Origin of the sequence: Pseudomonas sp. 2024-210, assembly GCF_045062345.1 — a bacterium.
Classification (GTDB): Bacteria; Pseudomonadota; Gammaproteobacteria; order Pseudomonadales; family Pseudomonadaceae; genus Aquipseudomonas.
Map to the genome: position 1 here is coordinate 22964 of NZ_JBJGEJ010000011.1, position 23919 is coordinate 46882.

A 23919-nucleotide genomic window follows, 5' to 3' on the forward strand; every position below is an offset into this window, starting at 1 on the left:
GAACTGAATCAATGCCGCATATTTTGATCGTCGAAGATGAAACCATCATCCGCTCCGCACTGCGCCGCTTACTGGAGCGCAACCAATACCAGGTCAGCGAAGCGGGCTCGGTACAGGAAGCGCAAGAGCGTTTCAGTATTCCCTCGTTCGACTTGATTGTCAGCGATCTGCGATTGCCCGGTGCCCCCGGAACTGAACTGATCAAACTGGGCCAAGGCAAGCCAGTGCTGATCATGACCAGCTATGCCAGTCTGCGCTCTGCCGTGGACTCCATGAAAATGGGCGCAGTGGACTACATTGCCAAGCCGTTCGACCACGACGAAATGCTGCAAGCCGTGGCACGTATCCTGCGAGATCGCCAAAGCGCCCAAAGCACATCCGTCGAGCGCCCTGCCAAGGCCGATAGCACAGACAAAAATACGGTCGATAACAGTAACAGCGAGATCGGCATCATCGGCTCCTGCCCGCCAATGCTGGACATGTACAACAAAATACGCAAAGTGGCGCCAACTGACTCCAACGTCCTGATTCAAGGGGAGTCGGGTACCGGTAAAGAGTTGGTAGCCCGCGCATTGCACAACCTGTCGCGACGCGCAAAAGCGCCGATGATTTCGGTTAACTGCGCGGCAATCCCCGAGTCACTGATCGAATCAGAATTGTTTGGCCACGAGAAAGGCGCATTTACCGGCGCCAGCGCAGGTCGTGCCGGCCTCGTTGAAGCAGCCGATGGCGGAACATTGTTCCTCGACGAAATTGGCGAATTGCCTATTGAGGCCCAAGCGCGCTTGCTGCGGGTGCTGCAAGAAGGTGAAATTCGTCGCGTAGGATCGGTGCAATCCCAAAAAGTGGATGTACGCCTGATCGCTGCTACTCACCGTGACCTCAAGAGCCTGGCCAAAGTGGGTCAGTTTCGCGAAGACTTGTACTACCGATTGCACGTTATCGCCCTCAAGCTCCCGCCCTTGCGCGAACGCGGCTCAGACGTTAATGAAATTGCCCACGCCTTCTTGGCACGCCAAAGCGCGCGAGTAGGCCGTACCGACCTGAAATTCGCCCCGGATGCCGAGCGTGCCATTAGCCATTACTCATGGCCCGGTAACGTTCGAGAACTCGAGAACGCCGTCGAGCGCGCCGTTATTTTGTGTGAAAACCCGGAAATCTCAGCCGACTTGCTGGGTATCGACATTGAAATGGGTGATCTGAAAGACGATGACTTCGTCGGTTTGGGTCCGCAACACAGCATCAGTAGCGGTAACACCAGCCTTGATCCAGCCGAAGACCTCTCTCTTGAAGACTACTTCCAGCACTTTGTGCTTGAGCATCAGGACCACATGACCGAGACCGAACTGGCACGCAAGCTGGGTGTTAGCCGCAAATGTCTGTGGGAGCGCCGTCAGCGTCTGGGTATTCCGCGTCGAAAAACTGGGGTTACCACCGAAGGGTAACGCGCCAGGTAACACACAGAGGTGTGAAGAAACTGTTACCGCACCTCAAAGACGTAACAAAAGCCGGGGCTTACGGTAACGAAGCTCCGGCTTTTTTTAGCCCGAAAAAAGGCAAAACCTCAGAAAACCCCTTATTTTGCTGACCCGCGCAAAAGTTGGCACGCCCCCTGCTATATGTATTCGTACAAGAACAATAAGAATCACAGCAGCACACAATAAAAATAAGACGTATCGGCTCACGCATAACAAGAACAACACGGCGGAGGCGCAGCTAACTGATTGTTTTGGAGAGGCGTTGTTATTGGGGCTTGCCCCACAGCCAGACAGAGAAGAACAAAAACTGCACTTAAAGCAGAACCTGAACTGGTTGGATCATTGATCACAGCAACACAGCGACCAAAGCAATCCGTTTGCTCTTATCTCCCGATTGGGAGGGTGACACAGGCAAAATCTGTGTCACCAGGGCACTTAACAAAAACAAAAAGCCCGCAATCAATAATAAAAATAGAGCACGCAATAATTTCTGGGGGAGCTTCGGCTCCCCTTGTGCTTGCTGAGATTTAGAAAAATCTTCCACCTGTCTAGTTCGCACCTCTTGCAGGTGTTTCTACTGGCCGCCTGCCGCTTCGGTCACAAGACCGACTCAGCTTCCTACACCATCCCCTGACTAAATGCTAGAATCCCCGCCCATCATGCGGTCATTCCTCGTTTTGGCCGAACATTCCTTCAAACAGTGCATCCCATGCTGAAGAAGCTGTTCCAGTCACTCCGTACTCCCAAGCGTCGCACGCAACAACTGCGCAGCACCCCTGAAGTGCTCAATAGCAGCCAGCATTCGCTGCAACGCGCCCAGTTCAGCCGGTACGCGGTCAATATTGTTGAACGCCTGCAAAACGCCGGCTATCAGGCCTATCTGGTCGGCGGCTGCGTACGCGACATGCTGCTCAATATCACGCCAAAAGACTTCGACGTCGCCACCAGTGCAACGCCTGAGCAAGTGCGCGCCGAGTTTCGCAACGCGCGAATCATTGGCCGCCGCTTCAAACTGGTCCATATCCACTTTGGTCGCGAAATCATTGAGGTCGCGACATTCCGCGCCAATCATCCGCAAAACGACGAAGAGGAAGACAGCAATCAATCCTCGCGTAACGAAAGCGGGCGCATTTTGCGCGACAACGTTTACGGCACTTTGGAAGAAGACGCCCAACGTCGTGACTTCACGATCAATGCCCTCTACTACGACCCGGTCAGTGAGCGCATTCTCGATTACGCCAACGGCGTACACGACATTCGCAATCACTTGCTACGCCTGATTGGCGATCCGCAGCAGCGTTACCAGGAAGACCCGGTTCGTATGTTGCGAGCCGTGCGCTTTGCCGCCAAGCTCAATTTCGGCATCGAAAAGCACACGGCTGCGCCGATTCGCGAATTGGCACCTATGCTGCGTGAGATTCCTTCCGCACGCTTGTTCGAAGAAGTCCTCAAGCTGTTCCTCTCAGGTAACGCTTCTGACACCTTTGAAATGCTGGTTGACCTTGAGTTGTTCGATCCTTTGTTCCCGGCAAGCGCCGAAGCTCTGGAGAACAACCCGACGTACACCCATACCTTGATCAGCGAAGCCTTGCGTAATACCGACCTGCGGATCAAACAGGGTAAACCTGTTACCCCGGCATTCCTGTTTGCCGCACTGCTGTGGCCTGCCCTGCCAGCTCGCGTTCTACGCCTGCAAGACCAAGGCATGCCGCCTATTCCTGCCATGCAAGAAGCCGCTCACGAGCTGATCAGCGAACAATGCCAGCGCATCGCCATTCCCAAACGCTTCACCCTGCCCATCCGCGAGATCTGGGACATGCAGGAACGGTTGCCACGGCGCAGTGGCAAACGCGCCGATATGCTCCTCGACAACCCGCGTTTCCGGGCCGGTTATGATTTCCTGCTGCTGCGTGAGAGCGCAGGAGAGCAAACTAACGGCTTGGGTGAATGGTGGACTGACTACCAGGATGCGAACGAGAGCGGACGCCGCGAAATGATTCGCGACCTGAGCAATGCCAAAGACGAAGGGGCCGGCCCTGCCCCCCGCAAACGCCGCCGTACTGGGGCAAACAAGCGTAAACGCAGCGCAGCGGCAGACGAGTAAAAGATGGAACGCACTTACATTGGAATGGGCAGCAATCTGGCTGACCCGGCTGAGCAATTACGCAGCGCTGTCGAAGCGCTGGCACAGTTGCCCGACTCGCGCCTGGTGGGTGTATCTGCGTTCTATCAGAGTGACTCGTTACTCGCGGGCCAACCCCGCTATACCAACGCCGTAGCAGCGCTTGATACGGCACTGGCGCCCTTGCAGCTGCTGGATGCCCTGCAAGCCATCGAGCTGGGTCAGGGCCGCGAACGACATGAGCGCTGGGGACCTCGCACACTGGATCTCGATATTCTGCTGTTCGGGGATCGACTGATAAACGAACCCCGCCTCAAGGTGCCGCACTACCATATGCAAGCACGGCCTTTCGTACTCTATCCACTGGCTGAAGTAGCCCCCGAGTCGCTGATTCTGGCCGATGGTCGCCCCCTGTTTCAGCTCTTGAGCGAATGCCCATTTGTCGGGCTGGAACGTCTGGGCTCCCAGGCTGAATCGAATCAATAACGCCGGTAACACTGCCCCGGTAACACCCGTAATTGACTTCCAGTGTGCTCGTCACGACTATAGGCATCCCGCTGCCGTCCAATGAACGGCGCAATGTGAAAAGCAGGCGTTACAAACACCCCTTAGAAGTGGTGCTCCTGCTTAAACGATGAATCACACGCGTGACTCGCAGTGATTGTCACACTGCCTGACGAGGATCCTTTTTCATGCCGGCTATCACCCTCACCACCCTGCAAAGCCTTAAGCAAAAAGGTGAAAAAATCACCATGCTGACGTGCTATGACGCCACCTTTTCGCACGCTTGTAATCAAGCCGGTGTGGAAGTGCTACTGGTAGGCGACTCCTTGGGCATGGTTCTGCAAGGGCATGACAGCACACTGCCAGTTACCACCGCAGAAATGGCGTACCACGTGGCCTGCGTCAAACGCGGCAACCAGGACGCATTGATTCTTGCCGACCTGCCATTTATGGCGAATGCCACGCTGGAGCAAACCCTGAACAACAGCGCACAGCTGATGCAAGCCGGGGCCCACATGGTCAAGGTCGAGGGCGCGGTCTGGCTTTCAGAGTCCATTCGCTTGCTGACCGAGCGCGGCATCCCTGTCTGCGCGCACATGGGCCTGACTCCGCAAACCGTCAATGTACTGGGCGGTTATAAAGTGCAAGGCCGTAACGAAGCCCAAGCCCGCCAGATGCGATCCGATGCCATTGCCTTGGAACAGGCAGGCGCAGCCATGCTGCTGCTTGAATGCGTTCCGAGCGAGCTGGCAAAAGAAATCACCCATGCAGTCAAGATCCCGGTGATCGGTATTGGCGCTGGAAGCGACACCGACGGTCAGGTTCTGGTGCTGCACGACATGCTCGGTTTGTCCCTCACAGGGCGCGTACCCAAGTTCGTGAAAAACTTCATGGCGGGTCAACCCGATATTCAATCAGCACTTAACGCCTACGTGACCGAGGTCAAAGCGATCACCTTCCCCGGCACTGAACACGGATTCTCTGCATGAACACTGTTAAAACCGTTCGCGAATTGCGCGCGGCTGTCGCGCGTGCACGCCGCGAAGGCAAGCAAATCGCCCTGGTGCCCACCATGGGCAACCTGCACAGCGGCCATGCCGCCTTGGTGACCACGGCCGCGCAACAGGCTGATTTCGTGGTAGCGAGTATATTTGTTAACCCGCTGCAATTTGGCGCTAACGAAGACCTGGACACCTATCCACGCACCTTGGCCGCTGATCAGGAAAAACTCCTGCAAGCGGGCTGCCATTTGCTGTTTGCGCCCACCGTTGAGGAAATGTACCCCAACGGCATGACCGGACTGACCCGCGTGACCGCCGCCCAACTTAGCAATGAGCTGTGCGGCAGCCGTCGCCCTGGGCATTTCGACGGTGTGACTACCGTCGTCAACAAGCTGTTCAATATGGTTCAGCCCGATCTGGCCATCTTCGGGCAAAAGGACTACCAGCAACTGGCAGTTATTCGCGCCATGGTCCAGGAGCTGAATATGCCCGTGCAGATCATCAGCGAACCCACGGTACGCGCCGAGGATGGTCTGGCCCTCTCGTCTCGCAATGGCTATTTGAGCGAAGAGCAACGCGCTATCGCACCTGCGTTGCATCAACACTTAAAGGCAATGAGCCAAGCCATTACCGCAGGCGAGCGTCGCTATTGCGCGCTGATCAACCAGCATCTGGAGCAGATTCAAGCGCTCGGCTTTCGCCCTGACTACCTGGAAGTCCGCCACGCTCTAACCCTGCTTCCAGCACAAGCCTCGGATCGTGACGTGGTGATTCTGGTCGCCGCGTTCCTGGGAAACACTCGCTTGATCGATAATGTCCATTTGAATCTCGACAGCGGGCTTTAATACCCAATGTGGGCCCGAGGCCCACATAAAAGCCTCTACAGCGAATCACTGAAACGTTTCACCTGGGGTGACACTGCGGTGACAAAAGTTACAGCTAAGCGTCAGACAAAACCGAGACATAAGGTGGTACTAGGTTTACTGTTGTGGCCCGGCTTGTAATCAAGCGTAGAAATAGACTGACCGAAACCTCGCCCATGTGTGAAGGTTTCGGGAGTTTCAGTGTCCAAAGGCAGTTCAAGCAAAAAGGATATTCGCAGCGATGGCGTACTACCGCACTCCTCATGACGTTACCGCTCTGCCCGCCTGGCAAGCGTTAAAACTCCACCGTGCCGACATGCAGCATTTCAGCATGCGCGATGCGTTTAACAGTAATCCGAAGCGTTTTGAAGACTTCACGCTGAGCAGCTGCGGGTTGTTTCTGGATTATTCGAAAAACCTGATCACCGATGAAACCCGCGACTTGCTGGTTGATCTGGCGAACGAGGTTGATCTTAAAGGGGCGATCAAATCGTTGTTTGAAGGCGATATCGTTAACGCCTCCGAAGGTCGCCCGGCCTTGCACACGGCACTGCGCCGCCCTGTAGCCGATAAACTGTCGGTGAACGGCGTTAACATCATGCCCCAGGTGCACAAAGTCCTGAACCAGATGACCGAGCTGGTCGGGCGAATTCACGATGGCCTGTGGCGCGGCTACACCGAAAAACCTATCACTGACATCGTTAACATCGGCATCGGCGGCTCATTCCTGGGTCCCGAACTGGTGTCTGAAGCTCTGCTGTCCTACGCTCAAAAAGGCGTGCGCTGCCACTATCTGGCAAACATCGACGGCAGTGAGTTTCATGAACTGACTGCAAAACTGCGCGCCGAAACGACCCTGTTTATCGTTTCGTCGAAGTCGTTCAATACCCTCGAAACATTGAAAAACGCACAGGCCGCCCGCGCCTGGTACTTGGCACAGGGTGGCTCAGAAGCCGAACTGCATCGCCACTTTATCGCCGTATCGAGCAACAATGCGGCGGCGGTAGCCTTTGGTATTCGAGAAGAAAACATTTTCCCGATGTGGGACTGGGTCGGCGGTCGCTATTCGCTGTGGTCAGCGATTGGTTTGCCAATTGCTCTGGCCATCGGCATGTCCAACTTCAAAGAGCTGTTGTCCGGCGCCTACAGCATGGACCAGCACTTCCAGAACGCTCCGTTCGAGCAAAACATGCCGGTATTGATGGCCTTGCTCGGCGTTTGGTATGGCAATTTCTGGGGTGCACAAAGCCACGCCATCCTGCCGTACGATCACTATCTGCGTAACATCACCAAGCACCTGCAGCAGTTGGACATGGAATCCAACGGCAAGAGCGTCCGTCAGGACGGCACCCCGGTGTCGACCGACACAGGCCCGGTGATCTGGGGCGGCGTGGGTTGCAATGGCCAACATGCGTATCACCAGTTACTGCATCAAGGCACACAACTGATCCCGGCCGACTTTATCGTGCCGATCGTCAGCTTCAACCCGGTGTCCGACCATCATCAATGGCTGTATGCCAACTGCCTGTCGCAAAGTCAGGCGCTGATGCTGGGTAAAACCCGCGAAGAAGCCGAAGCTGAATTGCGCGATAAAGGCATGCTTGAAGAAGACATTCAAAAACTCGCACCGCACAAAGTGATCCCGGGCAATCGCCCGAGCAACACACTTGTGGTTGAACGGATCAGCCCGCGTCGTCTGGGTGCCTTGGTGGCCCTGTACGAACACAAAGTTTTCGTTCAGAGCGTCATCTGGGGCATAAACGCCTTCGACCAGTGGGGCGTGGAGCTGGGCAAGGAACTCGGCAAAGGCGTCTACAACCGCCTCACCGGCAGCCTGGAAGAACCTGCCGACGATGCATCGACCCAAGGTCTGATCAACTACTTCCGCGGTCGTCACCGCGGTTGATTGATAGCCAGCCAGTCTCGGCCCCCGGGATTGGCTGGCACAACCGAGGCTCCATGGAACTCATCCGCCGCCCCATCGAACGCCAAATCATGAGCCTGACCGGCCTTTCGCTCGGACAGCTCGACCTTGAAAATCCCAAAGGCGACCCCGGCCTGTTTGGCCCGGACTCCATCAGTTGGCAAGTGCACGGTGACTTCACCAGCATGCTGATTGGCGGCATTAGCGCCTTAATGCTGCAAGCCTTGCACCCGCTGGCGCTGGCCGGGGTATGGGACCACTCCAATTTTCGTCAGGACATGCTGGGCCGGCTGCGCCGCACAGGACAGTTCATTTCAGGTACAACGTTTGGCTCTACCCGGGATGCCGACTGGCTGATTGAAAAAGTACGTACCATTCACCTGCAAGTCACCGGTACGGGCCTTGATGGCAGCCCCTATGCCGCCAGCGATCCGCACTTACTGACATGGGTGCATGTGGCGGAAGTCAGCAACTTCCTCGCCGCTCATCTGCGGTATCGCAATCCGCATTTATCCAGTGCCGATCAAGACCGCTATTACGACGAAATCGCGCTGGTCGCTGAGCGTCTGGGTGCTACTGACGTGCCACGCTCCCGCCAGCAAATAGCGGAATACCTCAACGATATCCGTCCACAATTGCTGTGCGACGAGCGCAGCAATGAAGTGATTCGCCTGCTGCTCAATGCTCCCTCCCCCAGCCTTTTAGCCAAACCGTTTGGCGCACTGATGATGCAAGCCGGGATTGATCTGCTCCCGGATTGGGCCAGTCATCAATTAGGGCTGTATCAGCGCCCGCTCACTCGCACGCTGGTACGGGCCGGTGTTAAAAGCACCGCGCCGATACTGCGCTGGGCCGTGCGTAATGGTTCGGTGCAGCGAGCACGGCGGCGGATGGGGCTTGACTAAAACCCGAGCGTCGTCAATTTATGCCACCATACCCGCCTGATTCCGAGTACTGCACACCCATAAAAATGAGGATTCGCGCAATGCAAGACGTCGTCATAGTTGCCGCCACCCGCACCGCCGTCGGCAGCTTCCAGGGTTCGCTGGCCCATGTTTCTGCTGTCGAGCTGGGAGCCGCCGTCATTCGTCAGTTACTGGAGCAGACCGGGCTGGATGGCGCTCAGGTCGATGAAGTGATCATGGGCCAAGTACTCACCGCCGGTGCCGGGCAAAACCCTGCGCGTCAGGCGGCAATCAAGGCTGGCCTCCCTTTCGCCGTCCCGGCAATGACCCTGAACAAAGTCTGCGGCTCGGGCTTGAAAGCCTTGCACCTCGCGGCACAAGCCATTCGTTGTGGCGATGCCGACGTCATCATTGCGGGCGGCCAGGAAAACATGAGCCTGTCTAACTACATCGTCCCCGGTGCCCGCACGGGCCTGCGCATGGGTCACAGTCAAATCGTCGACACCATGATCAGCGACGGACTGTGGGATGCATTCAATGACTATCACATGGGAATCACCGCTGAAAACCTTGTGGATAAGTTCGGCATCAGCCGCCAGGAGCAGGATGCATTTGCCGCCCAGTCCCAACAAAAAGCCATTGAGGCCATCGAAACCGGCCGTTTTGTCGATGAAATCACCCCGATTTTGATTCCTCAACGCAAAGGCGAACCTGTGTCGTTCGCCACCGATGAGCAGCCACGCGCAGGCACCACGACTGAATCGCTGGCCAAGTTAAAACCGGCCTTCAAAAAAGACGGCTCGGTTACCGCTGGCAACGCTTCCTCGCTCAACGATGGTGCGGCTGCCGTGCTGTTGATGAGTGCGACCAAAGCTAAAGCTCTGGGCTTGCCGGTGCTGGCCAAAGTCGCTGCTTACGCCAACGCTGGAGTCGACCCGGCCATCATGGGCATCGGCCCTGTAGACGCCACTCGACGATGCCTGGCCAAGGCGGGCTGGAGCCTTGAACAGCTTGACCTGATCGAAGCCAACGAAGCGTTCGCCGCTCAAGCTCTGTCGGTGGGCAAAGAACTGAACTGGGACGCCAACAAGGTCAACGTCAATGGCGGGGCCATTGCTATTGGTCACCCGATTGGGGCGTCAGGGTGTCGTATCCTGGTCACCCTGATCCACGAAATGATCAAGCGTGATGCCAAAAAAGGGCTGGCCACCTTATGCATCGGCGGCGGGCAAGGTGTAGCCATGGCCATTGAGCGCGATTAAATAAACACTTTGTGGTCGCTGGCGCAGCCTGCGTCAGCGACGACAAAAGCCCGTTGAGACGCTGTTCTGTTAAACTGCCGCGCCTTATCTATCCCCAAGGCGCATCGCATGTCTTCCTTGAATCAGGCGCTGCGCGCCGCCCTCGATAATCGTCACGATCTGCTGGCCGAATTGCATGCCCAAGGCACCGATTGTTATCGCCTGTTCCACGGCAGTCAGGAAGGCGCCGGGGGCCTGACGATCGACCGATACGGCCCGCAACTGCTGGTGCAAAGCTTTCATCAACGCCTTGAACGCGATGACTTATTGCAGTTGCATGACGCGATCAATCGTCATCTGGGGCTCGAATTGTTGCTGGTGTACAACGATCGCTCCCAAGGCAACTCGCGCATTGACCGTGAGGACACGGTCTATCGCGCCGATGAGGCGGCACTCCAAGACATGGTGGGTCATGAATGGGGCCTTAACTACCGCGTCCGCGGCCGCCATGCAGGTCAAGACCCTCTGCTGTTCCTTGACCTGCGCAACGCACGCGGCTGGGTCAAACAACACAGCGCTGGCAAAAGCGTACTGAACCTGTTCGCCTACACCTGTGGGTTTGGCCTGAGTGCCGCGGCCGGAGGTGCCAGTGAAGTGTGCAACCTCGACTTCGCCGAGGGCAATTTGGCCGTGGGCCGTGAAAACGGATTGTTGAACCCTGAATTGAAGAAAATGAAGTTCGTGCAGTCCGATTACTTTGCCGCCATCCGCCAACTGGCCGGATTGCCCATCGTACAGCGCCGCCACAAACTCCCCGCCTATCCTCGACTTGAACAACGCGAATATGATCTTGTGTTGCTCGACCCACCCGCGTGGGCAAAGAGCGCCTTCGGCACCGTTGATCTATTACGCGACTATCAAAGCCTGCTCAAACCTGCGGTGTTGACCACGGCCGCTGATGGCGTGCTTATCTGCTGCAACAATCTGGCTAAAGTCAGCATGGACGATTGGCGTGAACAAGTGCTGCGCTGCGCCGAGAAAGCCGGTCGCCCGGTTCGTGATTGGCAGGTACTCAGCCCTGCGGCGGACTTTCCGTCGATGGATCATCAACCGCCATTGAAAACGCTGATTCTGCAGTTCTAAACCTTACCCATAACCCGGACAAATCCTGCAGATCACATGGCATCCGTCTCGGAACCAGAAACGCGTGCCATACTCAAAGGCACTCTGACTGAAATAGACGACACCCCACATGCTCAAAGGATTGATCCGCGCCGTTGTTGTTTTGCTGACGGCGATAGCCATTTATAGCCTGCTGGGCTTTTTAATATTGCCCGGCATTGGCCTTCGCATCATCAACCAACAACTGGCCAACTACGCCACTGTACCCGCTAAACTCGATCGGCTTGAGTTCAACCCGTTTACGCTGGAGTTGACCTTGTGGGGATTTCGCGTCGGCGAGCCGGGTAAGGAGCAAGTGGGGTTTGAGCGATTTTACGCCGACCTGCAAACCGACAGCCTGTGGACAAAAGCCTTGCATCTGGCTGATGTACAACTGGACAAACCCAAGACTGAAGTCCTGTTTAACAAAGACGGTACGCTGAACCTGACCCAATTGTTCAAGTTGCCGGCCAGTGAACCGGCGCCCGCCAACCCCGATAGCAAACCTTTCCCGCTGCGCATTGACGCCATCAAACTGGCTGACGGTTACCTTCACTTCACCGATATGCGTCCCAGCGAGCCCATTGAATTTCTCTACGATTCGATGGATCTTGAGCTGAAAAATCTCAGCACCTTGCCCGAAGACAATGCCGACATGACCCTGGTGGCTAACGGCCCCGAAGGCGGTCGCATCGATTGGAGCGGCACGCTGAGCGTGGTGCCGATTGCCTCAAAGGGCACACTCAAGGTGACCGACGGCAAGATGAAAGCCTGGTGGCCCTATGTGCGGGATGCGTTGCCTCTGGTGCTGGAAGATGGCGTTCTGAATTTCAGCACGGATTACACGCTGAACCTGGCTAAAGACACGCAAATGGTGCTCAGTAACGCTACCGCCAGTATTGCGCCCTTCAACATCAATGCGCCAGACGGGCGCCCATTGGCAAGACTCGAACGGCTGGATGTCAGCGATACCACTCTGGATCTGGCCAAGCAAAATGTCGTAGTGGGCAAGATCAACAGCAAGAATCTGGAAACCTGGGTCACACGGGAAAAAGATGGTCAGCTCGATTGGCAGAAACTGTTTGCCAGTCATCCGTCCAAGGCTTCCAGGGCTTCACACAAAGGCGTTGACCCGGTCACCGTCGAGCCCCCTAAACCCGCGCCTGTGGCCCCGAGCAAGCCTTGGCAAGTGCTGCTTAAAGAGGTGCAACTTCGCGACTATCGCGTTCATCTCGCCGATAAAGAGCCCAAAACACCCGTAGCCTTGGATATTGGCCCCATCAATGTCGATGTAAAAAACTTCGACAGCCTTAACCAATCGCCTTTCAGCGTCAAACTGGATGCAGGCATTGGCAAGCAAGGCAAGCTAACAGCCAGCGGTGATGTCGATCTCAACCCGGTGAGCGCCAAACTCAAGGTCACCACCCAGGACATCGACTTACGTGTCGCCCAAGCTTACATCGACCCCTTTATTCGTCTCGAATTACGCAGCGGTATGCTCGACAGTGATCTGACAGTCGACCTCAACAGCATCAATCCCCTGGCCTTTACCGTTGACGGAAGCGTGCAGATCGAACAGTTGCACACGCTTGATACTCTCAAGAATCGTGACTTTCTCAAATGGCAGCGCCTCAATCTGGAAGGGTTGAAGTACAAGCATGAAGACAGCCTGTCGATTGCCAATGTCAAATTTGCGCAGCCTTATGTGCGCTTTATGATCAACGATGACCGCACCACCAATATCGACGACCTGTTGATCCCGCAACCTGCTAATAGCGGCGCTAAAACAGCAGCCAAACCCGCCACCCCCCAGAACAAACCGCTGGGCATCCATATTGGCGGCATTGCAATCAATGATGGCTCTGCCAATTTCGCAGACTTCAGCCTCACCCCGAACTTTGCAACGGCCATCCAACAGCTCAACGGCCAGATTGGCACCATCGACAGCCGCCAGGCCAAACCTGCCAGCGTGAATGTCGCCGGCAAGGTCGACCGCTATGCGCCCGTGACAATCAAAGGCAGCGTCAATCCCTTCAATCCGTTGGCCAGCCTTGATATTGCCACCAGCTTCAAACGGGTTGAGCTGACAACGTTGACCCCCTACTCGGGCAAATTCGCCGGTTACCGCATCCGCAAGGGCCGCCTGAACCTTGATGTGCACTACCTGATCACTAAAGGACAACTCAAGGCTCAGAACAAACTGGTCGTGGAACAATTGCAACTGGGCGAAAAGGTCGACAGTCCGGATGCTGTAGACCTACCGATCAAACTGGCGATTGCCCTGCTAAAAGACACGAATGGCACCATCTCCATTGACCTGCCACTTACGGGCGACCTGAACAATCCGCAATTCAGCGTCATGCCAATTGTCTGGCAAACCCTGCGCAACCTTGTTCTTCGCGCGGTGCAGGCTCCGTTCAAGTTTATTGGCGGGCTTATCAGTGGTGGCGGTGCAGAAGACTTGGGCACCGTGTCATTTTCACCGGGTTCCAGCGAGCTGAGCCCGGACGCGCAAAAGGCCCTTAACACCCTCGCCGAAGCCCTGAAAAAACGCCCCGCCCTGCGCCTGGAAATCGAAGGCACAGCAGCACAAAGCAGCGATGGGCCATTGATTGCGAAAGATCGTCTTGAGCGCGAATACCAATACACTTACTACAAAATTCTTCAGCGCCGTGGCGAAAAAGTGCCTGCGCAAGCATCGATGTTGCAAGTGCCTGATGACGAAAAAGCTCCGCTGCTTGAAGGCATATACCGCGCCCGGATGAAACAACAACCGCCTGCTGAATGGGCAGATCTGAGTCGTGAAGAGCGTGCCGCTAAAATGCGCGATGCTTTGATCGACTTCTGGAGCAAAAGTGAAGTTCTGCTACGTCAACTGGGTCAAGACCGAGCCAGCAGCATCAAGGACTATCTGGTAGACAAAGGGGGATTGGCAGACGATCGCGTTTACTTTATTGATGCTTCATTGGGTGAAGCGCAGAGCGATGGGCGAGTGATCACTCCGTTACATCTGGACAGTGAGTAAGCACTGAATATGCACAAATGCTTTCAATGCAGGTTAGCAGCCTGCATTTCACGGTACATGACCCGCCATTACCAGCAAGGCTGGATGCCCCTCAAATAGAACAGCCCCCGACGCATAACGCCGGGGGCTGTAATGACCACATCCGTGTGGCCGTCGCATGAACCTGATTTGAAAAGCCCGCAGGCGTACTACTTAAATCACCTGCTACGCCTTACTCCGGCTCTACGAGTCAGAACATTTACTCAGCTTTCAGGCCATCAGCCGAAACAGCTTTAACGCCTTTGATTTTCTTGGCAATTGCGACCGCGATATCCTTCTGCGCGTCAGTGATAGCTACAGTCGACGACAAGGAAACAACACCTTTGTTGGTTTCGACTTTGATGTCGCTACCTGGAATACCTTTTTCGGTCAGCAGATCAGATTTAACTTTGGTAGTAATCCAAGTGTCAGAAGTAGCTTCCTTGGCTTTATCAACTTCGCCGGCAGCCACGTTCATTGGCGCTTGGGTGGTTGCTTGAGCAGCAAATGCAGCGTTGGCCATGGTCAGGGTCAGAGCGGTGGCAGTTGCAGCAGCGATAGCAAACTTCTTCATACGAGTAACTCCTGTCTTCTTCAGAATCTGCGCTGTCATACAGCAGCAGGGTTATCAGTACTATTGCAGGGCACGTGCCAACTTTTCAAAAACCATTAAATCCTTATTAATCAATTACTTACGAAATATAGGTTTTTGGCTTGTCGTGCAATTTGCATGGCGCCCTAAAAATCTGCATGCAAGTTGCGGCATCCAACTCATGGCATTTGGCCTTTTGGCCTTTTGGCCTTTTGGCCTTTTGGCGCAGGCTTAACTGTAGGCATAAAAAAAGGATCCCGAAGGATCCTTTTTCAAAGCAGGTATAGAAAGCGATTAAGCTTCCGATGCCTTGGCAGCAGCTACGTCCTTGATGGACAGCTTGATACGACCGCGGTTGTCCACGTCCAGTACCAGTACTTCCACTTCCTGACCTTCTTTCAGAATGTCAGTCACTTTCTCTACGCGAGCGTCGCTCAGCATCGAGATGTGAACCAAGCCGTCTTTACCTGGCAGGATGTTTACGAATGCGCCGAAATCGACGATGCGCTCAACCTTGCCGATGTAGATCTTGCCGATCTCTGCTTCTGCAGTGATCCCAAGAACGCGCTGACGTGCAGCTTCTGCAGCTTCTTTGGACTCGCCGAAGATCTTGATCGAACCGTCGTCTTCGATATCAATCGAAGCTTTGGTTTCTTCGCAGATCGCACGGATGGTCGCGCCACCTTTACCGATAACGTCACGGATTTTGTCAGTGTCGATTTTCATCGCGATCATGGTCGGAGCGTTGGCCGACAGTTCGTTACGCGATTGACCAATGATCTGGTTCATCTGACCCAAGATATTCAGGCGAGCGTCCAGGGCTTGGCCCAGTGCGATCTCCATGATTTCTTCGGTGATGCCTTTGATCTTGATGTCCATCTGCAGCGCGGTCACGCCTTTAGCGGTACCGGCTACTTTGAAGTCCATGTCGCCCAAATGGTCTTCGTCACCCAGGATGTCGGTCAGAACTGCGAATTTCTCGCCTTCCTTAACCAGACCCATGGCGATACCGGCAACCGGTGCCTTCATGGGAACACCAGCGTCCATCAGCGCCAACGAAGCACCGCAAACCGATGCCATCGAGCTGGAACCGTTGGATTCGGTGATTTCCGAAACAACACGGATGGTGTACGGGAATACGTCAGCAGCAGGCAGCATGGCCTGAACCGAGCGACGAGCCAGACGGCCGTGGCCGATTTCGCGACGACCTGCACCGCCCATACGACCACACTCACCTACCGAGAACGGAGGGAAGTTGTAGTGCAGCATGAACGGGTCTTTTTTCTCGCCTTCCAGGGTGTCCAGCAGCTGTGCGTCACGGGCAGTACCCAGAGTGGCAACAACCAGAGCCTGAGTTTCGCCACGGGTGAACAGAGCCGAACCGTGAGTCTTAGGCAGAACGCCAACTTCGATATTCAATGGGCGAACAGTTTTGGTGTCACGGCCATCGATACGCGGCTTGCCATTCACGATGTTTTCGCGAACGGTGCGGTATTCAATTTCGCCGAATGCGGCTTTGACGTCGCTGGACGAAGGCTGGCCTTCTTCACCGGAGAACTTGGCTACAACTTGATCCTTCAACTCGCCCAGACGCGCGTAACGGTCTGCCTTGACGGTGATGGTGTAAGCCTGAGAGATCGCTTCGCCGAACTCGGCACGAATAGCACCCAACAGTTCGGTGGCTTCTGGAGCAGCCACCCAGTCCCACGTTGGTTTAGCAGCTTCGGCAGCCAGTTCTTTAACTGCCTGGATAACGACCTGGAACTCGTCGTGAGCGAACAGCACAGCGCCCAACATTTGGTCTTCGGTCAGCTCTTTAGCTTCCGATTCAACCATCAATACGGCTTCAGATGTACCGGCAACAACCATGTCCAGGCTCGAAGCCGCCAGTTGCTCGTAGGTCGGGTTCAGCAGGTAGCCAGTGCTTTCGTGGTAAGCAACGCGAGCAGCGCCGATTGGGCCATCAAAAGGAATACCGGAGATGGCCAACGCAGCCGAAGTACCGATCATCGCAGCGACGTCCGGATCGGTTTTCTTGCTGGTGGACAGAACGGTGCAGACAACCTGCACTTCGTTCATGAAGCCTTCTGGGAACAGCGGACGGATCGGACGGTCGATCAGACGCGAGGTCAGGGTTTCTTTCTCGGAAGGGCGGCCTTCACGCTTGAAGAAACCGCCTGGAATTTTACCGGCAGCGTAAGTTTTTTCTTGGTAGTGAACAGACAGAGGGAAGAAGCCCTTGCCTGGATCAGCTTGCTTGGCACCGACTACAGTCACCAACACGCTGACGTCGTCGTCAACGGTGACCAATACTGCGCCGGAAGCTTGACGGGCGATACGGCCAGTCTCGAGCGTAACGGTCGACTGACCGAACTGAAATTTTTTGATAACCGGGTTCACGGTGTCCTACCTTCTTTGTGGCTCTTGGGGAACGGGTTTCTTGCGAAAGTCCTGTGCAACATCGGGTATTGACCCGACTCAAGATGCTTACGAAAACAGCCCGCGCGGCAAGTTTTCGTAAGAATCCGGGTAGCCCAGATAAAACTTGAGGCTGGAAGCCTGCCATGAGACTGCGGGAGACCCGCAGACACACGACAGACAACCAGCCTCTAGCAACATCGCTATTAGCGACGCAGACCCAGGCGAGCGATCAGCGCTTTGTAACGCTCAACGTTTTTGCCTTTCAGGTAGTCCAGCAGCTTACGACGCTGGTTTACCATACGGATCAGACCACGACGGGAGTGGTGATCTTTGCTGTTAGCTTTGAAGTGACCTTGCAGCGTGTTGATGTTAAAGGTCAGCAGTGCAACCTGCACTTCTGGAGAACCTGTATCACCTGGAGCTTGCTGGTAGTCTTTTACGATTTCTGCTTTGTGTTCGATTGTCAGTGCCATGAGGCATTTCCTTTCAATTAGGGGTCTGCTTGCGAACAAGACAGATCCAATAGGCCGAGGACAAATCCTCGTATTTAAAAATGAGATGTGACCGTGCCTAATAACAGCCACCCTCGTTTCAGTCCGAACCGGAACCATTAAATCCCGGACCAGCCTGTTCCGGTCATTCCGACCGAATCAGTCGACGTGGCGCGATGCGCCCGTCTTCGCTCACTTCACCGATACCGATAAAGCGACCGTTGTGATCTTGTACCCGCACCATGCCGAACTTGGGCGCATCAGGAGCACGTACTGGCTGACCATTGAGCCAGTAAAACGCGCTGGCCTCCGAAAAGTGCAGTAACGGCCAATCCAGCAAACCGCTGTCCGAAGGCATCAGGAAACGGTCAACCGCTTCATTACCGCCCTCGGCATGCACCGCTTCCAGCTCTTCCAGCGTGACGGTTTGGGCCAGGCTGAACGGGCCTGCATGCGTACGACGCAGTTCTGCAACGTATGCACCGCACCCTAATTGCTCACCAATATCTTCCACTAGGGTACGGATATAAGTGCCTTTGGTGCAGTCGACGGCCAAACGTGCAGTGTCGCCTTCGCTGGCCAACAATTCGAGGCGGGTAATAGTAACAGAACGCGGTTCACGCTCCACCACTTCGCCTGCACGTGCCAACTTGTAAAGGGGCTGGCCATCACGTTTCAGAGCAGAGTACATCGGCGGTATCTGACTGATTTGCCCGCGAAATTTCGGCAATACAGCCTCAATATCGGCGCGACCAACGGTCACCGGGCGCGTCTGTAAAACCTCGCCTTCGGCATCGGCCGTTGTCGTAGTCTTGCCCAATTGCATCAGGGTTTCATAACCCTTGTCGGAATCGAGCAGGTATTGCGAAAACTTGGTGGCCTCGCCAAAGCACAACGGCAAGACGCCGCTGGCCAAAGGATCGAGACTACCGGTGTGCCCTGCCTTTTCGGCATTGAGCAGCCAGCGGACTTTCTGCAAAGCCGCGTTGGAGGTAAATCCAAGCGGCTTATCGAGCAGGATGATGCCGCTGACGTTACGACGGATACGCTTGACCTGAGCCACCGGTTACTCCTTGGTGTCTTCGGGAGCGGTGGTTTCAGGGTGCTGATTGTCTTCAGCCACTGCACGCTCGATCAAAGCGGACAGATGAGCACCACGTACAACACTTTCGTCATAGTGGAAGTGCAACTGAGGAACGCTGCGCAGCTTCATTTCGCGCGCCAGTTGCATGCGCAGGAAGCCGGCTGCGGAGTTCAGAACCTTGATGGTCTGAGCAATATCTTCAGCGTTGTCCTGACCCATTACCGTGATGAAAATCTTCGCGTGACCCACGTCACGGCTGACTTCTACTGCAGTAATGGTGACCAGGCCCACGCGCGGATCTTTAACTTCGCGACGGATCAGCTGTGCCAGCTCACGCTGCATCTGATCGCCGATACGTTGGGTACGGCTGTATTCTTTTGCCATGTCTTGTTACCTGTTACTCACCCATGGGAAACCCATGCGTTCTGAAAGCGGCAAACGCCCGGCCAGACAAAAGCCGGACCGGGCGTTGCGTTTAGAGTCCGGAGAGAGCGCGCTGCATCTGCATGCTGCGGCTCGTCCTTGCTCTTGAGGTTCGCGGTTTACAGGCTGCGAGCAACCTGAACCTTCTCGAACACTTCGATCTTGTCACCGACTTTAACGTCGTTGTAGCTCTTGACGCCGATACCGCATTCCATGCCGGCACGCACTTCGGCAGCATCATCTTTGAAGCGGCGCAGGGATTCCAGCTCGCCTTCGAAGATAACGATGTCGTCACGCAATACGCGGATTGGACGGTTACGGTGAACAACACCTTCCAGCACCATACAGCCTGCGATCGCGCCGAACTTAGGCGAACGGAACACGTCGCGGACTTCAGCAATACCCAGGATATTCTCCCGAACGTCGCTGCCAAGCATGCCGGTAAGGGCTTTCTTGACGTCTTCGATGATGTCGTAGATGACGTTGTAGTAACGCATGTCCAGGCCTTCTTGCTCGACAATCTTACGAGCGCCTGCATCAGCACGCACGTTGAAGCCGAACAATACAGCGTTGGAAGCCAGTGCCAGGTTAGCGTCGCTTTCGGTGATACCACCGACGCCGCCGCCCACTACGCGCACTTGCACTTCGTCGTTACCCAGGCCACTCAGAGCGCCCTGCAAAGCTTCCAACGAACCACGGACGTCAGATTTGAGGACGATATTAAGCGTCTTCTTCTCTTCCTGGCCCATGTTCTCGAAGATGTTTTCCAGCTTGCCTGCGTGAGCACGCGCCAGTTTCACTTCGCGGAACTTGCCTTGACGGAACAGGGCTACTTCACGCGCCTTCTTCTCGTCAGTCATTACGCTCATCTCGTCGCCAGCATCTGGCGTTCCGTCCAGGCCGAGAATCTCGACAGGGATGGATGGACCGGCTTCCTTGATAGGCTTGCCGTTCTCGTCGAGCATGGCACGGATGCGGCCGTAGTTGGAGCCGACCAGTACCATGTCGCCTTGGCGCAGAGTACCGTCTTGAACCAGAACGGTTGCAACAGGGCCGCGGCCTTTGTCCAGACGGGACTCAACTACTACGCCACGGCCAGGAGCCGATGGAGTGGCTTTGAGTTCCAGAACTTCAGCTTGCAGCAATACGGCTTCGAGCAATTCGTCAACGCCGGTACCCATTTTCGCCGAGACCGAAACAAACGGAGTGTCACCACCCCACTCTTCCGACGTCACGCCGTGAACGGACAACTCGCTGCGGATGCGATCGAGATCAGCACCTGGCTTGTCGATTTTGTTCACTGCAACCACCAGCGGCACACCAGCTGCTTTCGCATGCTGAACAGCTTCGATGGTCTGCGGCATTACACCGTCGTCTGCAGCCACAACCAGAATCACGATGTCAGTCGCCTTGGCACCACGTGCACGCATTGCGGTAAACGCAGCGTGACCCGGGGTATCGAGGAACGTAACCATGCCGCGTTCGGTTTCAACGTGGTATGCACCGATGTGCTGAGTAATACCACCGGCTTCGCCAGCAGCTACTTTGGCACGACGGATGTAGTCGAGCAGGGACGTTTTACCGTGGTCAACGTGGCCCATTACGGTCACAACCGGTGCACGGGAGAACGACTCCCCTTCAAACTTCAGGGACTCGGCCAGGGAATCTTCCAGGGCGTTGTCGCTAACCAAAGTCACTTTGTGGCCCAGTTCCTCAGCAACCAGTTGAGCAGTTTCCTGATCCAGTACCTGGTTGATGGTCGCTGGCGTACCCAGCTTGAACATGAACTTGATGACTTCAGCAGCCTTGACCGACATCTGTGCAGCCAAATCGCCAACAGTGATGGTCTCGCCGATCTGAACGTCACGAACCACAGGGCCGGTTGGGCTCTGGAAACCGTGAGCGTTACGCTTCTTCAGCTTGCCCTTGCCGCGGCCACCGCGACGGAAGCTGTCGCTTTCTTCATCGGAAGTGCGCGGAGCAACACGTGGCGTCGGTGCTTTTTCTTTAACGGAAGCACGATGCGGAGCGTTCTTGCGATCACCATCGCTGTTACCACGACGATTGTTGTCATCGGCACGTGGCTTGTCCGGGCGACGCTGTTCGTCACGCTTGCGTGCATCTGCAGGCGCTGGAGCAGGTGCCGCGCTCGGAGCTGCAGCTGCTTGCACAGGTGCAGGCGCCGCGGCTGCCGGGGCAGCAGCTTGAGCAGGCTGACGGCGTGCTTCTTCTTCGGCGCGACGCTTGGACTCTTCTTCAGCCTTTTGACGAGCAGCATTATCTACTGCGCGGCGTTCATCCATCTCACGTTTGCGCTCGGCTTCAATTTCTTCCGGGCTGCGCTGTACGAAGACTTTCTTCTTGCGCACTTCAACGCTGATGCTTTTGCTGCCAGCAACACGCAGGGTGCTTGTGGTTTTACGCTGCAAAGTGATCTTGCGCGGTTCTTCCACTTTAGCCTTGTGGCTGCTTTTCAAGTGAGTCAGCAGAGCTTGCTTCTCACTGTCGGTTACATTCTGCTCGGCGGCGGTGTGCGGCAGACCTGCCTCACGCATCTGCTGCAACAGGCGCTCAACCGGTGTTTTGACCTCATCGGCCAGTTGTTTCACCGTGACTTGCGTCATGCATTTCTCTCCTCAGGCCGCGCCTAGTTACTCGAACCAATGGGCTCGGGCGGCCATGATCAACTTGCCGGCACGATCTGAGTCAATGCCGTCGATGTCGAGCAGATCGTCAATAGACTGCTCGGCCAGGTCTTCGCGGGTAATTACGCCGCGCACCGCCAGTTCCATCGCCAAATCCTTGTCCATACCCTCAAGCGAGAGCAGGTCTTCGGCCGGATGGGCGTCTGCCAGCTTTTCCTCAGTAGCGATGGCTTTAGTCAACAAACGATCCTTGGCTCGAGCGCGAAGCTCGTTGACGGTATCTTCGTCAAAGCCATCGATGTTGAGCATTTCCTCCACCGGTACGTAGGCAATCTCTTCCAGGCTGGTAAAGCCTTCATCAACCAGTACCTGCGCAAGGTCTTCATCAACTTCCAGCTCTTCGATGAAGTTACGCAGGATATCGCCGGTTTCTGCTTGCTGTTTAGCCTGGATGTCCGATTCGGTCATCACGTTCAAGGTCCAGCCAGTCAACTGGCTAGCCAAACGTACGTTCTGACCGCCGCGACCAATCGCCTGGGCCAGATTGTCTGCGCCAACGGCGATGTCCATTGCATGGGCATCTTCGTCAACAATAATTGCCGCTACTTCAGCTGGCGACATTGCGTTGATCACGAACTGCGCCGGGTTGTCATCCCAAAGGACGATATCCACTCGCTCTCCGCCCAACTCGCCAGACACTGCCTGGACGCGCGAACCGCGCATACCAATGCAAGCGCCTTGCGGATCAATGCGTTTATCTTTGGAGCGAACGGCTATTTTAGCGCGAGATCCAGGATCGCGGGAGGCCGCCATCACTTCGATCAGACCTTCGGAGATCTCAGGAACCTCAATACGGAACAGCTCGATCAACATCTCTGGCGCTGTACGCGACAAAATCAGTTGAGGACCGCGGTTCTCGGTACGAATTTCCTTTAGCAGCGCGCGAAGGCGTACGCCAACACGGAAGGTTTCACGCGAGATGATGTCTTCACGGGCCAGCAACGCTTCAGCGTTGTTACCCAGATCAACGATCACATTGTCACGTGTCACCTTTTTAACGGTGCCCGAAATGATTTCGCCCAGACGCTCGCGATAAGCATCGACTACTTGAGCACGCTCAGCTTCGCGGACTTTTTGCACAATGACCTGTTTGGCCGTTTGTGCAGCGATCCGACCGAATTCGATAGAATCGATTTTCTCTTCGATAATATCGCCAGCTACAGCGCCTGGCTGTTTCGCTTGGGCCTGGTCAACCGCCAACTCGATTGCTGGATCATCCAGATCTTCGTCTTCGACCACAGTCCAGCGACGGAAAGTCTCATAGTTACCGGTGTGGCGATTGATTTCCACACGCAGATCGACTTCGTCTTCAAAACGTTTTTTGGTCGCTGTGGCCAAAGCCAATTCCAGCGCCTCAAAAATAACGTTTGCCGGTACGCCCTTTTCATTGGACACCGACTCAACAACCAGCAGTACTTCTTTGCTCATCGTACGCCTCGCCTTTCGCAAGCCATTGGATCCGCGGGATCCGCGTCTCAGTCAAAACTGGGAATAATGTTGGCCTTGTCGATCATATCGATCGGCAACAGGAATTCATGGTCTTCAACCTGCACCACAATGTCCTGCTCTTCTACGCCGCGCAGAAGGCCCTGAAAGTTGCGTCGCCCTTCAAAAGGCGAGCGCAGCTTGATCTTCACTTGCTCACCGACAAATTGGGCAAACTGTTCGAGAGTGAACAGAGGGCGTTCCATGCCAGGAGAAGAAACTTCAAGGGTGTATTCAACAGCGATAGGATCTTCGACATCCAGAACGCCGCTGATCTGACGACTGACGATAGCGCAGTCATCCACCAGTACGCCGCCTTCCTTGTCGATATACACACGCAACATTGAATGGCGGCCTTGAGCCGAAAATTCAATACCCCAGCATTCATAGCCTAGGGCCACGACCACCGGGGCCAACAAGGCCTGCAACTCTTCTAGCTTGCTCGACACCTGAACCCCCTAGTGCATGTTTGTGCA

Annotated in this window: 19 protein-coding genes; 10 read left to right on the top strand and 9 right to left on the bottom strand. The window is 55.4% G+C overall.

Annotation, left to right across the window (positions count from 1 at the left end):
• Positions 1-11 precede the first annotated feature (11 nt).
• Positions 12-1445, top strand: coding sequence for a sigma-54-dependent transcriptional regulator (locus tag ACI7MX_RS15810; RefSeq protein ID WP_405590096.1), 1434 nt, complete (start codon positions 12-14; stop codon positions 1443-1445).
• Between the two features lie 379 nt (positions 1446-1824).
• Here ACI7MX_RS15810 and ACI7MX_RS15815 read toward each other — a convergent pair whose 3' ends face one another.
• Entirely contained in the window at positions 1825-2022 is a 198-nt protein-coding gene (locus tag ACI7MX_RS15815) for a hypothetical protein (protein ID WP_405590099.1), read from the bottom strand.
• A gap of 165 nt (positions 2023-2187) precedes the next feature.
• Here ACI7MX_RS15815 and ACI7MX_RS15820 point away from each other — a divergent pair, with 165 nt between their 5' ends.
• The 9 genes from ACI7MX_RS15820 (at position 2188) to ACI7MX_RS15860 (ending at position 14224) form a co-directional block, all read left to right on the top strand.
• Entirely contained in the window at positions 2188-3582 is a 1395-nt protein-coding gene (locus ACI7MX_RS15820) for a polynucleotide adenylyltransferase PcnB (RefSeq protein ID WP_314491998.1), read from the top strand.
• Between the two features lie 3 nt (positions 3583-3585).
• Positions 3586-4086, top strand: a complete 501-nt coding sequence (folK, locus tag ACI7MX_RS15825; RefSeq protein ID WP_405590102.1) for a 2-amino-4-hydroxy-6-hydroxymethyldihydropteridine diphosphokinase — start codon at positions 3586-3588, stop codon at positions 4084-4086.
• 206 nt (positions 4087-4292) lie between these two features.
• Entirely contained in the window at positions 4293-5093 is an 801-nt protein-coding gene (gene panB / locus ACI7MX_RS15830) for a 3-methyl-2-oxobutanoate hydroxymethyltransferase (protein WP_405590105.1), read from the top strand.
• A complete protein-coding gene (panC, locus tag ACI7MX_RS15835) occupies positions 5090-5950 on the top strand; it encodes a pantoate--beta-alanine ligase (protein WP_314491976.1) in 861 nt (286 codons plus the stop codon). The genes panB and panC overlap by 4 nt, the downstream gene beginning before the upstream one ends.
• Positions 5951-6209: 259 nt before the next feature.
• Positions 6210-7874, top strand: a complete 1665-nt coding sequence (gene pgi, locus ACI7MX_RS15840; protein WP_314491980.1) for a glucose-6-phosphate isomerase — start codon at positions 6210-6212, stop codon at positions 7872-7874.
• Positions 7875-7927: 53 nt separating this feature from the next.
• Positions 7928-8797, top strand: a complete 870-nt coding sequence (locus tag ACI7MX_RS15845) for an oxygenase MpaB family protein (protein WP_314491983.1) — start codon at positions 7928-7930, stop codon at positions 8795-8797.
• 80 nt (positions 8798-8877) lie between these two features.
• Positions 8878-10059, top strand: coding sequence for an acetyl-CoA C-acetyltransferase (locus tag ACI7MX_RS15850; protein WP_314491986.1), 1182 nt, complete (start codon positions 8878-8880; stop codon positions 10057-10059).
• Between the two features lie 108 nt (positions 10060-10167).
• Positions 10168-11181 (top strand): class I SAM-dependent rRNA methyltransferase, encoded by a 1014-nt coding sequence (locus ACI7MX_RS15855; protein WP_405590111.1) that lies wholly within the window; start codon positions 10168-10170, stop codon positions 11179-11181.
• A 109-nt stretch (positions 11182-11290) separates the two neighbouring features.
• A complete protein-coding gene (locus tag ACI7MX_RS15860) occupies positions 11291-14224 on the top strand; it encodes a DUF748 domain-containing protein (protein WP_405590114.1) in 2934 nt (977 codons plus the stop codon).
• 238 nt (positions 14225-14462) lie between these two features.
• Here the strand turns inward: ACI7MX_RS15860 and ACI7MX_RS15865 are convergent, their stop codons facing one another.
• The 8 genes from ACI7MX_RS15865 to rimP all read right to left on the bottom strand — a co-directional run bounded on the left by ACI7MX_RS15865 (position 14463) and on the right by rimP (position 23892).
• A complete protein-coding gene (locus ACI7MX_RS15865) occupies positions 14463-14816 on the bottom strand; it encodes a BON domain-containing protein (protein WP_314491995.1) in 354 nt (117 codons plus the stop codon).
• Positions 14817-15128: 312 nt separating this feature from the next.
• Entirely contained in the window at positions 15129-17234 is a 2106-nt protein-coding gene (gene pnp / locus ACI7MX_RS15870; RefSeq protein WP_323369378.1) for a polyribonucleotide nucleotidyltransferase, read from the bottom strand.
• Positions 17235-17458: 224 nt separating this feature from the next.
• Positions 17459-17728: a 30S ribosomal protein S15 gene (rpsO, locus tag ACI7MX_RS15875; protein ID WP_122783702.1), complete on the bottom strand. Its 270-nt coding sequence runs from the start codon at positions 17726-17728 to the stop codon at positions 17459-17461.
• A 163-nt stretch (positions 17729-17891) separates the two neighbouring features.
• A complete protein-coding gene (truB, locus tag ACI7MX_RS15880) occupies positions 17892-18809 on the bottom strand; it encodes a tRNA pseudouridine(55) synthase TruB (RefSeq protein WP_016783434.1) in 918 nt (305 codons plus the stop codon).
• A gap of 3 nt (positions 18810-18812) precedes the next feature.
• The gene (gene rbfA, locus ACI7MX_RS15885) at positions 18813-19214 is read right to left on the bottom strand and encodes a 30S ribosome-binding factor RbfA (RefSeq protein WP_314493212.1); all 402 of its coding nucleotides are present in this window, start codon (positions 19212-19214) and stop codon (positions 18813-18815) included.
• A gap of 158 nt (positions 19215-19372) precedes the next feature.
• Positions 19373-21877, bottom strand: coding sequence for a translation initiation factor IF-2 (gene infB / locus ACI7MX_RS15890; RefSeq protein WP_405590121.1), 2505 nt, complete (start codon positions 21875-21877; stop codon positions 19373-19375).
• 27 nt (positions 21878-21904) lie between these two features.
• Positions 21905-23386, bottom strand: a complete 1482-nt coding sequence (nusA, locus tag ACI7MX_RS15895; protein ID WP_003439619.1) for a transcription termination factor NusA — start codon at positions 23384-23386, stop codon at positions 21905-21907.
• 47 nt (positions 23387-23433) lie between these two features.
• Positions 23434-23892 carry a ribosome maturation factor RimP gene (gene rimP, locus ACI7MX_RS15900; protein WP_122783704.1) on the bottom strand — a complete coding sequence of 153 codons (459 nt, stop codon included), beginning with the start codon at positions 23890-23892 and terminating at the stop codon, positions 23434-23436.
• Positions 23893-23919 lie beyond the last annotated feature (27 nt).